We start from the raw sequence: 15305 nt of genomic DNA on the forward strand, positions 1-15305 counted from the left end.
GAACTCCAGGGGGCGGCTTGAGATCGTTGGTGAAGAACGTACGATCGATTGCTGTGCAAGGTTCGGAGAAGTCTTCCCGTCGCGGGCGCCGCTCGACCACCATGGGCGGTATGCCACTCAACGACATGCCGTGGTGGCGCTGGCGCAGCAATGTGCGTTCCGCGCTGCACATGCTCTCCGACCCCGCCTTCCAGCAGGAGGCCTGGCTGGCCGGCCTGCCCGGGTACGGAGATGTCACCGACGCCGTCTACCGCCTCGTCGAGGACACCTGGCTGGACAACTGGTCCGCCGAGAAGTACGTCGGCACGATCTTCCGGGACTCCCGGGAGGCGCAGCTCGTCGATGCCGCTGTGCTCCGGGTGCTGCGGATCATGCACCAGGTCGGCGCGGACGCTCCGGTGACCGCGTACCTGGAGCACCAGGGCTGGCCGGAGGCCGTGCACGCGGCCCGGGAGGCCCATGTGCAGCTGGCGACGGCGGACGGCGAGGACCCCGACGCCGCGCCGCGCTCGCTGGAGGTGCTGGCCATCATGACCGGCCAGGCGGACGCCCCGGCCTGACCTGCCCGGCAGGTGTGCGACCCTATGAGGTCATGAGCGAGTCGCAGCCCACCCAGCCCGGTCAGCACGATCGGAACGATCAGTACGTCCTCACCCTGTCCTGCCCGGACAAGCAGGGGATCGTGCACGCCGTGTCCAGCTACCTCTTCATCACCGGCTGCAACATCGAGGACAGTCAGCAGTTCGGTGACCACGACACCGGGCTGTTCTTCATGCGGGTCCACTTCAGCGCGGACTCCTCGGTGAGCGTCGACAAGCTGCGCGCCAGCTTCGCCGCGGTGGGCGACTCCTTCGGCATGGACTGGCAGATCCACCGGGCCGACGAGAAGATGCGGATCGTCCTGATGGTGTCCAAGTTCGGGCACTGCCTCAACGACCTGCTCTTCCGCTCCCGGATCGGCGCGCTGCCGGTCGAGATCGCGGCCGTGGTCTCCAACCACACGGACTTCGCCGAGCTGGTCGGCTCGTACGACATCCCCTTCCACCACATCCCGGTCACCCGCGACACCAAGGCCCAGGCCGAGGCGCAGCTGCTGGAGCTGGTGGAGGCGGAGAACGTCGAGCTGGTGGTGCTCGCGCGCTACATGCAGGTGCTCTCGGACGATCTGTGCAAGGCGCTGTCCGGCCGGATCATCAACATCCACCACTCCTTCCTCCCGAGCTTCAAGGGCGCCAAGCCGTACCACCAGGCGCACGCCCGCGGGGTGAAGCTCATCGGTGCCACCGCGCACTACGTCACCGCCGACCTCGACGAGGGCCCGATCATCGAGCAGGAGGTCGAGCGCGTCGGCCACGACGTCACGCCGGACCAGCTCGTGGCGATCGGCCGGGACGTCGAGTGCCAGGCGCTGGCGCGGGCCGTGAAGTGGCACAGCGAGCGCCGGGTCCTGCTCAACGGCAGCCGGACGGTCGTCTTCGCATAGGCGCGTCGTCCCGCCGCGGCAGAGCGGTTTCCCGTCCTGCCGCGGCGGAGTGGCTTTCGCTGAACGCCTTCCGCTGCTGAACCCTTGCCGCGGCGGAATACCTTCCGCACCCCTCACGTTGTGGCCCCGAGGGGGCGCTCGGACCCCCTACGGGACACGTTCGACCGCCCCCTACTGGCGGCGCCCACCCCTCTGGCGGCGCCACTCCCTCTGGCTGGGCGCCCCCGGGAGCCCAGCCCCGGACCCGGAGGGACACTCCCTAGAGCCGGGACAGCGACGCGGTCGCGAAGAGCACATCGCGGATCGCGTCCCGCTCGCCGTTCTGCCCGGCGGCGGCCTCCTCGGGGGAGATATGGCCCGCGGCCAATTGGCAGAACTCGGCACTGTCCAGGGCGATATGGGCGACGGTGCGCTCCGGGGTGCCGAGCGCGGCCGGTGAGTCCAGGGCTATGTACCAGTGCCCGCCGCCGTTGCCCTCGACCTCCAGATGGAGCGTACGGCCCGGGGCGCCCGCCTCGACCAGCCGCTGCGGTGGCGCGGCCAGCCCGGCCCGACGGCGGTCGGCCAGCGCGCTGGGCAGCAGCCGGGCGGCGAGGTCGACCATCAGGTGGAGGTGCCCGGCGGCCGGGGGCACATACGGATAGTCCACCGCCTCCGCGATGTCCCCGGCGTGCACCCAGCACTCGAAGGCGCGGTCCAGGAACGCGTCGCGCAGCGTGAGCCGGAAGTCCCCGTACGGCACGGCGAGCTCGGCCACCTTGTCGCCGGCGAACGACACCTGCCGTATCAGCGCATGGCTCTGGTCGCGCCAGGGTGCGCGCAGGGCGAGCGGGCTGTGTTCCTCGGCGGGCGTCCGCCAGAACGTTTCCGTACGGATAAGGGGATCCGGGGTGCCCGGCGGGGCGGTCGTGCCGAGCGGGTCGGGCAGCCCGAGAGCCGTCGCGACCAGGCCGTCGACCGCCATCAGATGCCCCATGACGCCGGCGACGGTGGACTCCCGCCCGACCGGGCGCTCCCCCTCGAACCAGCGCAGCCGCACCGGAGCGCGCCACTCCGCCTCGCCCATGTCGCGCAGCAGGGCGTCCAGTTTGGCGGTCTCCGCGTCGTACGGCGTCGCCCACTCGGGCACCGGGATACGGGCCGGACGGCGGCCCAGGCAGCCCTCCAGCACCCGGGAGCGCAGCAGCGGATCGAGGTCGAGGCTGTCGGCGGGGTGCAGCAGCCCGACGGCGTCGCGCAGCCGCAGCGCCTCGTCCGCGCAGGAGGCGCAGTCGGTCAGATGCGCCTCGACCGCGGCCGTCTCCTCGGCGGAGCAGGCCGACAGCGCCCAGGCGCCCAGCAGCGACTTGAGGATCCGGTGCGGCGGGCCGGCCGCCGCGGCCGGGAGGGGCACGGCAGCGGGCAGCTCGGTCACGGGCTCGGCGTCCGGTTCGCGGGGGCCCTCGCCGGTGTCCGGCGCCGGGTCGCGGACGGGGACCGGCAGGCCGTCAGGGAGCGGGCCGCGGTCCTCGGCGGCGGTGCGCGGGGAGGGTATCCGCGGCCGTTCGCCGGGGTTGCCGGGCAGTTCGTGGCCGTCCCATTCGTCCGGGCCGTTCACCGGGACCGTCCGTGTCCCGGGCCGCCGGGCGGTGCGGAGGTCCCGGGGCCGGTGTGCGGGGAGTACGGCGGGCGGGCTCCGCGGGGAGTGCGCGGCGCCTGCGGTCCATGGGACGAGGCGGACGCGGAGCGCGGGGCGGGCGCGGAGCGGTGAGCGGGCGGCAGGGCCTGGTGGTTGTGGGCGGTGGACAGCAGCTGCAGGCCCAGGCGGAGCCGGCGCCGGGCCTCGTCCTCCGTGACGCCGAGGTCGGCGGCGGTCTGGCGGTAGTCGCGGCGCTGGAAGTACGCCAGCTCCAGGGCGGCCCGCAGGGGCGCGGGCATGGACGTGACGATGAAGTCGGCGCGGGCCGCGGTGGAGGCCTCGCGGATCTTCTGCTCTATTTCGGCGGGCGCGGGGGCGTCGGATCCGCAGTCGCGTGCCGAGGCCGCCTCGGCCTGGCGTAGCCGCTGGACGGCCTGATGGCGGGTGACGCCGGCGACCCAGGAGCGCAGCGGGCCCTGCTTGGGGTCGTAGGAATCCGGGTGCTCCCAGATGTAGCCGAACACTTCGCGGGTCACGCGGTCGGCGGCGTCCTCGTCGTCCAGGACGCGGTAGGCGAGGCTGTGCACCAGAGAGGCGAAGCGGTCGTAGAGCTCACCCAGCGCGGCCGCCTCGCCGTGGGCGAGCCGCTGCTGCATCCGCCTGTCCCACCGCGGTGGGGCGTCGTGTCCCATCGGATCCCCATCCCTGCCCGGCGCCTCCGGGCTCACACCTCTGCCGTCACGCCTGCACCCGCATGCACCCGCATGCCCGGACCTGTGTGCACCGTCACAGGGCCCGCCGTGCCCTCGAATGTAATGCGCGGGTCTGACAACGCACGCTCCTTTGCGGCAAACCGAGCCCTCAGGGGTACGGGGATGGTAAAGCCCTGACGGACCGGTGCCCTCGCTTTGTGGCGATAATGCCCGATCGCAGTGGATCGATGCGGATCGTTCGTGCCCGTATGGGGCGATGTGTTATCCGTGTGTGACCGGATCTCGGCGAAGAGCTGCGCTCTTGGGGGCATAGCCTTAGGCGTACTGCCTGTTGTGCCAAGGATTCGGAAGAGTTTCAGGGGAGAGGGGCCGGGCAGTCGAGGCGGGGAAGGATGAGTTCCGGATGCGGTCCGTAATCATCCGGTACGAAAGCGAGCGAAAGGCTTCGAGCGCGTGTCGTTGAAGGTGGCAGAGGACGAAAAGGGCCCCTGGGCCGTACTCCAGGTGTCCGGTGAGATGGACCTGGTCACCTCACCGGCGGTGCGCCAGCATGTGCACGACGCGGTGGCGGACGGGCGGAGATCTCTGGTGCTCGACCTCTCCGAGGTGCGGTTCTGCGATTCCAGCGGTGTCGGCGTGCTGATCGCCGCGCGCCGGTTGATGCGCTCCTGCCAGGGGCGGCTGCGGCTGATCCTGCCCGCCCAGGGGGCCGTGGACGGCTCGCACGTCAACCGGGTGCTGGCCGCGCTGGGCGTGCGCCGGCTCTTCGAGGTCTACCCGGACCTGCGCACCGCCGTCGACGAGGCCGCCGCACCGCTCTCCGCCTGACCTCTCCCGCCTGATGCCTCTCGCCTGACGCGGCCCGTCTGCCGCGCCCCGGGCCGAGGCCGCGGGCCGACGCCTCCGGGACCGGCCCCGGTACCCGGCCGTCGCTCCCGCCCCGTGGCCCGCCCCGCTCTACCTCACTTCGCCCCGCTCCACCTCGCTTCGCCCCGTTCCGTACGGGAATTCCGCCCGTACGACGAAGCCGCCGTCGGAGGTGCGCCGCGCCTCCAGCGTCCCGCCGAGGCTCTGTGCGCGCTCGCGCAGCCCCACCAGGCCGTGTCCGCCCCCGGGAAGCGCGGGGACCGTCGCCGTCCCGTCCGGCGGCCCGTTGCGTATCTCCACCCGCAGCCCGTGCGCCGTACGGGCCCCGCCGTCCGCCGCCGCGCCGTCCGCCGCCGCGCCGTCCGCCGCCCCTGCCCCCTCGGCCGGCTGCGTCCCGTCGGCCGCCCGCGTCCCGTCCGCCACCTCGGCCCCGTCCGTCGCCGGGCCCCGGACCGTGTCCACCGGATCCACCCGCACCCGCACCTGTGCCCCCGGTGCATGCTTGCGGACGTTGGTCAGCGCCTCCTGGACCGTGCGGAAGGCCGCCCGCTCCACCGTCTTCGCGCCGCTCACCCCGCCGGCACCGGCCACCACTCCGCGCTCGTACGTCACATCCAGCGCGCTCATCTCGATCAGCCGCGGCAGCTCCTCCAGGTCCGGCTGGGGAGCCAGATCGCGCGCCTCCGCCGCCTCGCCGCCGTCCGCCCGCAGCACGCCCACCATGTGCCGCAGCTCCTCCAGCGTCCGTACGGACAGCTCCCGGATCGTTCTGGCACCCGCCCGCGCCTCCGCGTCCTCGGTGCTCACCTGCACCGCCCCGGCCTGCAGGCTGATCAGGCTGACCTGATGGGCCACCACGTCATGCATCTCACGGGCGAGCCGGGCACGTTCGGTGGTCTTGACCCGGTCGGCGAGCAGCCGGTCCTCACGGCGCAGGCTGCGGGTCAGGTCCTCGACACGGGAGGCGAGTTCCCGCCGGGTGCGCACCAGCAGGCCCAGGGCGATCGGCGCGGCCGAGGTGACGCTGGCGTCGATCAGCACCAGGGTGTTCTCGCGGTAGTCGGTGAGTTCGAAGTCGGAGATCGGATACGGGAAGAAGTGTGCGGCGATCAGCAGCAGCGCACAGCCGCCGAGCCGCGCCCGGCCGGGCCGGAGGGCGGCCAGGGTATAGAGCGCGATCATCGGGGCGAACCAGATGTAGCCGATGTAGAGCCCGGGAAGGGTGAAGAGGAAGACCAGCAGCGGGAAGCGGCGGCGCACCAGCAGGGCGGCCGCCGCCGCCATCGAGACGCCCACTTCCAGGTCGAGTTCGACGCCGTTGACCAGCATCGCGTCGGCGATCGCCAGCAGCACGGGGACCGCCAGCGGGGCCACCTTGCGCAGCCGCCGCCCGACCGGGCCGCGGGTCAGCGCCCGCGCCACGCGGGTGCCGGGCGCCGGTGCGCCTCGGCCGGACGTTCCTCGGCTGCCGGACGTTCCCCGGCTGACGGGCGCCCCCCGGCTGCCGGGTGTCCCCGGGCCGGACGTCTCCCGGCGGGACGCCACGGAACCGTTCTCTCTGCCGTCCCCGCTGCCTCTGCCGTTCCCCCCGTCGCTCCCGCCCCCGGCTCTCACCACGACCCCCGGGGGGCGCCCGCCACCAGACCCGCCCGGTCGGCCACGATGGCCGCCTGGATGCGGTTGATCCCGCCCAGTTTCCCCAGCAGGGCGCGCACATGGTCCTTGACCGTACTGGGGGCGAGCCCCATCCGGTCGGCTATCTGGGCGTTGGCCAGGCCCTCGCCGAGCAGCGCCAGCACCTCGGACTCCCGCGGGGTCAGCCCGCTCACCGCCCGGTTCGCGGCGGTCTGGTCCTCGGCGGTCAGATAGCCCCCGATCACCGCGCGGGTGACCCCGGGATCGAGCACACTGCCGCCCGCCGCCAGCGTCCTTACGGCCCGTACGAGTTGTTCCGGATCGGAGTCCTTGAGCAGAAACCCGGCCGCGCCTTCGCGCAGCGCCGCCGTCAGGTACTCCTGGGCGTCGAAGGTGGTCAGCATCGCCACCACGGGCGGGTTCGGGGCGGCGCGCAGCCGCCGGAGGACGGTCAGCCCGTCCACGTCCGGCATCCGGATGTCCAGCAACACGACCTCGGCCGCGCACCGCAGCACGGTGTCCACGGCCTCGGCGCCGCTGCAGTCCGCGACCATCTCGATGTCCGGGGCGGTCCCCAGGATCATCCGCAGTCCGGATCTGACCAGCCGCTCGTCGTCCACCACAGCGACACGGATCACCGGCCGCCCCTTTCTCCTCCGCGCCCATTCGAGCTCGCAGAACCGCCCGGCGTCGCGCGATTCCGCTTCCCTGCCGTACGGGACCGCCCCGTGGCGGCCCCGTACCCCCGCCGAGCGGCGGGGGTGAGCCCGCGACCTCTGGAGGATGCCGCGGGGTGGCCCCCGCGGGCAGAGTTGTTCACATGCTGCACCACTGAAGAGGCCTCGGGCCCAAGACGCGTTGCAGTTCACATCGGCGGCCGCCGCGACCCCCACACGCGGCGGCCGCTTCGTGCGTGCGGGGGCGTTCCGGAGGGGGATCTCCCCCGCACGTCCGGCAAGCGCCCTGGCACCTCCTCAAAACCCCAGGCCAGATGGGGTTTCATCGTCGGCAGGCCGGGCGCCGCGGCTCTGCGCGACCCGTAAGGCGTCCCGCAGCGCGGTGCTGAGCTGGGCCGACAAAAACCGCAACTGCCGCGCATCCACCGCCGGGTCGTCGATCAGCGCCCGCGCGTGCTCCAGCAGCCCCGCCCCCATCCTGAGTTGCAGCGCCTCGACCTGATCGGCCCGCCGGGAGAGCGGGCTGTCGTCCCGGTCCGTCAGGAGATAGCAGGGTTTGCCGTCCTGACCGGTCCAGGGGAGCAGCCGGGGGGTGGCGGGTGTGCTCATCGGCCGCCCTCCGCTTGCGCGTTTCGCCGGGGCGTTCGGAGGGGGTTGCGGATGGGGGGAGCGTGGGTCACGTCGACCTGCTTTCGTGGGGTGGCCCGCCCCGGCCGTCAGGGACGGCGGGGCCCGTCGTGTCCGACTCTCGCGCCGACCGCCGTTCTCGCCCATCCCAACTCCCTATAGGGCCGCCCTATATTGGGGACATGGGTGACTTTGATGCCGGCCTGTGGTCGCACCCTCGGCTCGCGGCGGCCCTCCTCGACGAGGACTGGGGCGCCGTCTTCCGCACGTACCGGCGGCTTGCCGGGATCAGCCAGATGAGACTCGGTGAGCTGGTCGGGCTGGTCCAGCCGGACGTCTCCGAGATCGAGCGCGGCCGTCGTCGGGTCACCTCGGTGGAGGTGCGGCAGCGCATCATTGCCGGGCTCGGCATCCCCCGGGAGCGGCTTTCGGTCGCGGCGCCGGGCGTGGGGGCGCTGCCGGTGCCAGGGCTCGCGTTCTCCGGAACCGCCCCCGACGAGGACTTGCTCTCACGCGTCACCAATGCCGTGGACGGCTCCCACCGTGTCGACACCGCGACCCTGGACTGGCTCGACCGTCTTCTGGCCGAACACCGAAGGGCCGAGGATTTCATCGGCTCCCGGCCGCTGGTCGCGGTGATGAGCCAGCAGCTCCGTACCGTGGTGGATCTCTATGCGGGTGCGCGGGGCCCGCTGGCGGAGCGAGTGGTCCGGCTTGCCGCCGAGCATGCCCAGTTCCTCGCATGGATGGCCCAGGACCAGGGGCAGTCGGCCGCCGCACTGGCGTGGTACGACCGCTCCCACGAGTGGGCCCTGGAGGCCGGGGATTCCGACATGGCTGCCACGACGCTCAGCATGAAGGCGCATATGGCCTGGTCCGGAGGCCGGGGGAACCGGTGTGTACGGCTCGCCGAGGCCGCCCGCTGGTCGGCACCGGATACGTCACTGGGCGTGCAGGGCATGGCCGCCCAGATGGAGGCCCGGGGTCATGCGCTCAGCCATGCCCCTGACGAAGCCCACCGTCTGCTGGACGACGCCCAGGACCTGATCGGCCGCGCCGCCCAGCGCCCTGAGGACGAGCCGCCGTGGATGTACTTCTACGACGAGACCTGGTTCACCCTCCAGCGCGGCATGGCCGCCATGCACCTCGGCGACTGGCCGGGAGCTACGCGCCACATCACCACGGGCCTCGACGCCTTGCCGACCGGCTACCGCCGCGACCGGGCCTGGTACCTGTCCTGCCTGGCCCATGCCCACGCGGCAGCGGGCGAGGCCGAACAGGCCCTGGCCGCAGCCTTGCTGAGCGTCCCGGATGCGGCCGACATCGGACGCCCCCATGCGTGGAACGAGCTGCACACCACGGCGTCCGTACTGCTGCGCCGACGGGTCCCGGAGGGGCGACGGCTCACGGATGCACTCAGGGAGCACGACTGACACTCGCCGCGCCGCCCCCGCCGATCCGACCGGTGAGGCGCAAGGTCGGCGACGAACGCCGCCACTCCTGCCCGATCCCGGGCAAAAACGTGGACGTTCCCAGGGTCCCCGCCTAATGTGTTCGCTCATGATCAAGGACATCCGCATGCGCCCGCTCCCCACCGGCGTCGAGGCCGTGGTCTTCGACTGCGACGGCTTGCTGGTCGACACCGAGGCCTGTGCGACCGTGGCGGAAACGGCCATCTTCGCGGCGCACGGCCATCCCTTCGGGCCGGAACAGAAGGCCCTGGTCATCGGCCGCACCGTGGAGGCCGCCGGTGAGGCCATGGCGCAGTACTTCGGACGGCCCGACGCCGGTGCCGAAATCGCCGCCGACCTCCTCCAGAGGGTCCGCAAGGAGCTTTCCCGGGGTGCCGCGGCCCTCCCCGGGGCGGCGGACCTGGTGCGCGCCTGCCGGGCGGCCGTCCCGGTCGCCGTGGCCAGCAACAGCCCCCGCGAACTGCTGGACGCGGCGCTGTGGTCGGCCGGCCTCGCCGACTGCTTCACCCACTCGTTCGCCGCCGACGAGGTGCGTTCCCCCAAGCCCGCACCGGAGCTCTACCTCACGGCGTGCGCAGCCCTCGGTGCGGCCCCGGAGCGTTCCGTCGCCTTCGAGGACTCGGCCACGGGCGTCGCCGCGGCGCGTGCTGCCGGGCTCTATGTCGCGGTCGTACCCTCCCTTCCGGGAGCCGGCCTCGACCACGACTGGCTGGGCGACAGCCTGGCCGACCCCGTATTGCAGGAGTGGGCCAAGGGGCTGGGCCGGGAAGCCGGGGCGTGACACCGGGGCGTGACACACGGCGTAGCGCCGGGGGGTGAGCCGGGGTGTGACGCCGGGGCGTGGCGCTACAGCCCCCCGCCCCGTCCCACCGTCGCCGTCCGCAACCCCTCCGTCCGCACGGCGCCGTACGGGCCGCAGCCGCGGCCGGTGGCCAGGACGACCACCGAGGTCATGGCCGACAGGGCGTACGCGGTCGTGACGAGCGACAGGGCGCCCTGAGGGGTTTCGAAGGAGCGGTTGAAGAAGTCCGTCACGGTCAGCAGGACGACCGTCCGCACGGTGATGTACAGCTCCAGCGCCGCGAACACCAGCAGCGCGCCGCGCACTTCCCGGCGCCCTCGTAAGGCCAGCACCCCGAGGACGAGGAGGGCGCACACCGAGCCGGTGGTGGTGAACGCGCTGGGCGCCGCCAGATCGAGGGTGCCGAGCACCGACCCGTCGACCGCGTCGTGCAGGTAGCGCCCCACGTCCCCCTCGGGGGTCGTCAGATCGCTGACGAGCCAGCCGAGGCGGGCCAGGCACATCACCAGGAACAGCACCCCGCAGATCCGGGACGGACGGCGCCGCCAGGTTTCCGGGCCGTCCGCCGCCGGGGTGGACGGGTGCCCGCCGCGGCGGCGCTCGGTGGCCGGGAACATCGTGCACAGCGCGACCAGCGCCACCACCAGCCCCAGGCCGCGGGTGGCGAGCACCCAGCCGCCCAGCGGGTCGTGGCCGTACAGGTCGCGGTAGGCGGGGTCAAGGAGGCCCACGCCCTCCCGCAGGGAGACGGCGAGCAGCACCCAACCGGACAGCAGCGCCGCGGAGCGCGCCACGCGTCGCCGGGCCAGTGCCAGTCCGGCGATCGCCAGGAACCCGACGGTGAAGGCCCATTCGTACGGGCCGAGGATCTGCGTCGTGGGGGCGGCGCCAGGGTTGAACAGGCCCTCCAGGAAGTCCCAGACGTTGCCGTCCCCTTGGGTGATGCCGTAGGCCGTCCAGGCGAGCAGCACGCCGGAGTAGAGGGCGAGGAACAGGGCGGTCGTACGGTAGGCGCTGCCGTGCTCCGGGGCGGCCCGGCCCGGATCGGGGCCCGGACGGACATCCACCGTTCCACCGTCCTGCATCACCATGACCGACCCCCGATCCGCTTCTCGTGGCCACCGCACCGGATGTTTCCCCTGCGACAGCCTCACTGTGTCAAGGACGGTGGAAGAGCAGGTGGAGGTTCCACCCCGTGTGTCGTGCGGTCCGGGGTTCCCGGGGGGGGGAGCGGCAGCGTCCTCTACGGGGCAAGCGCGCCAACTGCCTTCGCAGGGGCGGTGGATCACGGCGGGCCGGGCCGACGTCACGCAGGGGCGACCTTGGCCGGTCCCGGAGGTGACGCCCTTCCCGTGCGGGGCCGGTGCGGGAAGATGGGCCCATGGGGATCTTCGGGGGTGAGGGCCGGCTGATCGGTGGCCGGTACCGCCTGGGAGCACGGCTCGGCCGCGGCGGCATGGGGACGGTCTGGCGTGCCACCGACGAGCTGTTGGCCCGCCAAGTCGCGGTGAAGGAACTGCACTTGGGTGAGGAAGCCGGTGCGGGGGAAGGTGCGGGGGCGGCCGGGCCCGAGCCGCGGGTGCAGCGTGAGCGGGCGATGCGGGAGGCGCGGACGGTCGCCGGGATCAAGCACCCGAATGTGATTGTCGTGCATGACGTCGTCGAGCAGGGCGGCCGGCCGTGGATCGTGATGGAGCTGGTGGAGGGCCCGTCGCTGGCCGACCGGCTGCGGAGCGGCGGGCCGGTCGCGCCGCGCGAGGCCGCCCGGATCGGTGTCGCGCTGCTGGGCGCGCTGCGGGCCGCGCACACCCGCGGGGTGCTGCACCGCGACCTCAAGCCCGCCAACGTCCTGATGGAGTCGGGCACCGGCCGGGTCGTGCTCACCGACTTCGGGATCGCCCAGGTCCCCGGTGTCCCCACGCTGACCGACACCGGCGGCTTCGTCGGCTCACCCGAATACACCGCGCCGGAACGGATGTCCGGCCTCGGCACGGGGCCCGAGGCCGATCTCTGGTCGCTCGGGGTACTGCTGTGCGCCGCGCTCAGCGGTGCCTCGCCGTTCCACCGCGATTCGCTGGGCGGTGTGCTGCATGCCGTGGTGTACGAGGACATCGAATTGCCGGAGGCCGCACGGGCGTTACGCGCCGTCGTCGAGGGCCTGCTGGAACGCGATCCGGAACGCCGGCTGGGGGTCGCCGAGACGGAGCGGCTGTTGCGCGGCTATCTGCGGTCGGGCCGCTCTCCGGAGCGGGGGACGGGTGATCAGGGGCTCGGACGCGGTCACGGTCACGGTCACGGTCATGGCCGTGGTCACGGGGGTGGCTACGCGGGTGACGTGGGTGACGCGGGCGACGGGGCCGCCGGCCGCCCCGCCGAGGCCGTGGCGGGCGCGAGCGGGCCGCCGGGACCGGCCGGCCCCCGCCCCGGGGGCCCGCACGCCCCGCACCACCCCGGGCCCGATGTCCACGCCTTCCCGCACGACGGCCCCGGCGACGGCCTGCCCGGCGAACACCCGCCCAGCGAGGACCCGTTGGGCGCGGGTCCGCCGCCCGCGCCCCCGCCCGGTCCCGGCCGTGCGCCCACCGGGGGCGGCGACGGCGGCAGGGACAGCGGCAGCGGCGGTGGCAGCGGCGGTGGTGAAGACGAAGACGCCGGGCAACCGGGCGGACACGCGGGCGGGCATGCGATCGGGCGCTCCGGCGGACGCTCCGGCGGCCGGGCCCCGGGTGCGCCGATCCGCGCCTCCCTCGACGACCGCGCGCTGGCGGTGGCCGCCCGGCCGCACACCGGCCGGCTCCGCACCGCTCTGCTGGTGGCCCTCGCGGCGGTGGTGATCGGCGGCGCGGGCGCGGGCCTCGCCGTCCTGCTGGCGCACCCGGACGGGACGCACCCGAACGGGAGCGACGGCAAAACCGGCGCCCGCTCCCCGCAAGCCTCGGAACCGGAAGGGGGACCGGGGCCCGCACGGACCCCCGGCCCCGCCGGCGGGCAGCCCACCGTCACGGTCACCTCGTCGCCCTCCCCGGGGGCCACCGGCACGGTTCCCGCCGGCTACCGCCTCGTCCATGACCCGGCCGGCTTCGTGCTCGCCGTACCGGACGGCTTCACCCGCTCGTACGAGAACGACCGCGTCTACTACTCCTCGCAGGGCAGACGTTTCCGGATCGGCATCCAGCTGCAGAAGCGGGTCCCGGAAGGGCCGCTGGGGGCGATGCGGACGGCGGACGAGGAAGGCCCCTCGCACTACCGCGGCTACCGCCAGGGGCAGGTCACCGAGACCACCCACAACGGTCTCCGGGCCGGGCGCTGGGAGTTCGTCTGGGACGGCGGGGCGCAGGACGGCGGCCCCCGCTGCACCTACGACCTCAGCTGGGACGAGGGCGGCCGGATGATCGACGTGTGGATCTCCTCCCCGGTCGGGGCGCGCACCGAGGCCACGCGGCACTTCGACACCGCGCTCGACGCGTTCCGGCTGACCGGGGTGTGAACCCGGGGCGTGACCGGGGGACGTGACCTGGGGCCGTGATCGCGTGACCCGGGGCCGTGATCGCGTGACCCGGGGCCCCATTCGTCCCAGACCAGCCCCCTTGCGGCCAGCGGCCACTGGCGCGATGGTGCGTACGGCGTGAAAACTCATTACTCCCGGGTACACAAAGCGTCCGGGGAGGAATACGCTCGCCGACATGACGGACTCGCAGGACACCGGAACCGCCTCCCCCGAGGCCCCCGCCGCGGCCCCGGAGGCCCCCGCCGCCGAGGCGCCCGCCGAGACTCCCGCGGCCGACGAGGCCCCCGCCGCCCCCGCCGGCGGCAACCCGGTCGCCGCCACCCCGGCGGGCGCCCGTACCGCGGCGGACGTGGTCACCCCCGAACTCGCCGCCCGGCTCACCCGTGGTGTGGTCGGCGCGGGCCGCACCGCCAACCACACCCCGTTCACCGGCGAGAAGCTGGCCGATCTGCCCGAGTCCACCCCCGAGGACGTCGCCACCGCCTTCGAGCGGGCGCGCGCCGCCCAGGAGCGCTGGGCCAAGGTCCCGGTCAAGCAGCGCGCCGCGGTGCTGCTGCGCTTCCACGACCTGGTGCTGCGCCGCCAGGCCGAAGTGCTCGACCTGATCCAGCTGGAGACCGGCAAGGCGCGGCTGCATGCCCATGAGGAGGTGCAGGCGGTCACCGTCACCGCCCGCCACTACGGCCGCAGGGCCCACGCCTACCTCAAGCCCAAGGCCCGCACCGGCGTCGTACCGGCCCTCACCAAGGTCACCGAACTCCGCCAGCCCCGGGGCGTCGTGGGGCAGATAGCCCCCTGGAACTACCCCCTCGAGCTGTCCGTCGGCGACGCCCTGCCGGCCTTCGTCGCGGGCAACGCCGTCGTCATGAAGCCCGACACGGAGACCGCGCTGACCGCGCTGTGGGCCCGGGAACAGCTCATCGAGGCCGGGCTGCCGGAGGACGTCTGGCAGGTCGTACTCGGCGAGGGCCCGGTCGTCGGCCCCGCCGTCGTCGAGCACGCCGACTACGTCTCCTTCACCGGCTCGACCCGTACGGGCCGCGAGGTCGCCCAGGGCGCCGCCGCCCGGCTGGTCGGCGTCTCGCTCGAACTCGGCGGCAAGAACGCCATGCTGGTGCTGCAGGACGCCGATGTGGAGAAGGCCGCCGCCGGCGCCGTCCGCGGCTGCTTCGCCTCCGCAGGCCAGCTGTGCATCTCCATCGAGCGGCTCTACGTCCACGAGTCCATCGCCGACGACTTCCTCCAGCGGTTCGCCGCCCGGACGAAGGCGATGCGGCTGGGCAACTCCCTCGCCTACGGCGCCGACATGGGCTCGCTGGTCGGTGAGCGGCAGCTGGAGACGGTCACCCGCCATGTCGAGGAGGCCGTCGCCAAGGGCGCCCGGCTGGTCGCCGGCGGCCGCCCCCGCCCCGACATCGGCCCGCTCTTCTACGAGCCGACCATCCTCGACGGCGTCCAGGCCCCGATGGCGGTCTGCGACGAGGAGACCTTCGGCCCGGTGGTCTCCATTTACCGCTTCAGCGACGAGGACGAGGCGGTGGCGCTCGCCAACGCCACCCCGTACGGGCTCAATTCCAGCGTCTGGACCAAGGACGGCCGCCGCGGCCGCGCGGTCGCCGCCCGGCTGCGCACGGGCACGGTCAACGTCAATGAGTCCTACGCCGCCGGATACGCCAGCGTGCAGGCGCCGATGGGCGGCATGGGGGACTCGGGCCTGGGCCGCCGGCACGGCTCCGAGGGCATCCTCAAGTACACCGAGGCGCAGACTGTCGCCCATCAGCGCCTGATGCCGCTGGCGCCGTCCTTCGGGATGACCGACGAGAAGTACGCCCAGTTCATGACCCGCAGCCTGCGCGCGATGAAGGCGCTCCGACTCCGTTAACAGCCCCTCAGCAGGGAGAGC

At 73.4% G+C, this 15305-nt stretch carries 13 protein-coding genes; 7 read left to right on the forward strand and 6 right to left on the reverse strand.

Going from position 1 to position 15305, the window contains the following annotated elements:
• Nucleotides 1-47 precede the first annotated feature (47 nt).
• Nucleotides 48-560 carry a hypothetical protein gene (locus ABZ851_RS08015; protein WP_088802282.1) on the forward strand — a complete coding sequence of 171 codons (513 nt, stop codon included), beginning with the start codon at nt 48-50 and terminating at the stop codon, nt 558-560.
• 32 nt (nt 561-592) lie between these two features.
• A complete protein-coding gene (gene purU / locus ABZ851_RS08020; RefSeq protein ID WP_129294640.1) occupies nt 593-1483 on the forward strand; it encodes a formyltetrahydrofolate deformylase in 891 nt (296 codons plus the stop codon).
• 259 nt (nt 1484-1742) lie between these two features.
• Here the strand turns inward: purU and ABZ851_RS08025 are convergent, their stop codons facing one another.
• Nucleotides 1743-3080, reverse strand: a complete 1338-nt coding sequence (locus ABZ851_RS08025; protein ID WP_361123856.1) for a zf-HC2 domain-containing protein — start codon at nt 3078-3080, stop codon at nt 1743-1745.
• On the reverse strand, nt 3077-3793 hold the full coding sequence (locus tag ABZ851_RS08030; RefSeq protein ID WP_361123859.1) for a sigma-70 family RNA polymerase sigma factor: 717 nt from the start codon (nt 3791-3793) through the stop codon (nt 3077-3079). Before ABZ851_RS08030 ends, ABZ851_RS08025 begins: the two co-directional genes overlap by 4 nt.
• Before the next feature lie 474 nt (nt 3794-4267).
• Between ABZ851_RS08030 and ABZ851_RS08035 the strand changes: the two genes are divergently transcribed.
• Nucleotides 4268-4642 (forward strand): STAS domain-containing protein, encoded by a 375-nt coding sequence (locus tag ABZ851_RS08035; protein WP_030087372.1) that lies wholly within the window; start codon nt 4268-4270, stop codon nt 4640-4642.
• Between the two features lie 129 nt (nt 4643-4771).
• Here the strand turns inward: ABZ851_RS08035 and ABZ851_RS08040 are convergent, their stop codons facing one another.
• From ABZ851_RS08040 to ABZ851_RS08050, 3 genes are all read right to left on the reverse strand, one after another.
• Complete coding sequence (locus ABZ851_RS08040) at nt 4772-6103, reverse strand: histidine kinase (protein WP_361123863.1); 1332 nt, start codon at nt 6101-6103, stop codon at nt 4772-4774.
• A gap of 188 nt (nt 6104-6291) precedes the next feature.
• The gene (locus ABZ851_RS08045) at nt 6292-6954 is read right to left on the reverse strand and encodes a response regulator transcription factor (protein WP_336051334.1); all 663 of its coding nucleotides are present in this window, start codon (nt 6952-6954) and stop codon (nt 6292-6294) included.
• Between the two features lie 336 nt (nt 6955-7290).
• Nucleotides 7291-7602, reverse strand: coding sequence for a hypothetical protein (locus tag ABZ851_RS08050; RefSeq protein WP_361123866.1), 312 nt, complete (start codon nt 7600-7602; stop codon nt 7291-7293).
• A gap of 200 nt (nt 7603-7802) precedes the next feature.
• Here ABZ851_RS08050 and ABZ851_RS08055 point away from each other — a divergent pair, with 200 nt between their 5' ends.
• Complete coding sequence (locus ABZ851_RS08055) at nt 7803-9053, forward strand: helix-turn-helix domain-containing protein (protein WP_361123869.1); 1251 nt, start codon at nt 7803-7805, stop codon at nt 9051-9053.
• 127 nt (nt 9054-9180) lie between these two features.
• The gene (locus tag ABZ851_RS08060; RefSeq protein ID WP_361123872.1) at nt 9181-9873 is read left to right on the forward strand and encodes an HAD family phosphatase; all 693 of its coding nucleotides are present in this window, start codon (nt 9181-9183) and stop codon (nt 9871-9873) included.
• Between the two features lie 65 nt (nt 9874-9938).
• Here ABZ851_RS08060 and ABZ851_RS08065 read toward each other — a convergent pair whose 3' ends face one another.
• On the reverse strand, nt 9939-10985 hold the full coding sequence (locus ABZ851_RS08065; protein ID WP_361123875.1) for a hypothetical protein: 1047 nt from the start codon (nt 10983-10985) through the stop codon (nt 9939-9941).
• A 290-nt stretch (nt 10986-11275) separates the two neighbouring features.
• Between ABZ851_RS08065 and ABZ851_RS08070 the strand changes: the two genes are divergently transcribed.
• Both ABZ851_RS08070 and ABZ851_RS08075 read left to right on the forward strand, forming a co-directional pair.
• Nucleotides 11276-13381 (forward strand): serine/threonine-protein kinase, encoded by a 2106-nt coding sequence (locus ABZ851_RS08070; RefSeq protein WP_361123878.1) that lies wholly within the window; start codon nt 11276-11278, stop codon nt 13379-13381.
• Between the two features lie 196 nt (nt 13382-13577).
• Nucleotides 13578-15284: a succinic semialdehyde dehydrogenase gene (locus ABZ851_RS08075; RefSeq protein ID WP_361123881.1), complete on the forward strand. Its 1707-nt coding sequence runs from the start codon at nt 13578-13580 to the stop codon at nt 15282-15284.
• The last annotated feature ends 21 nt before the right edge of the window (nt 15285-15305 follow it).

The sequence above is a fragment of the Streptomyces sp. NPDC047049 genome (assembly GCF_040643995.1).
GTDB classification, from domain to species: Bacteria; Actinomycetota; Actinomycetes; order Streptomycetales; family Streptomycetaceae; genus Streptomyces; species Streptomyces mooreae.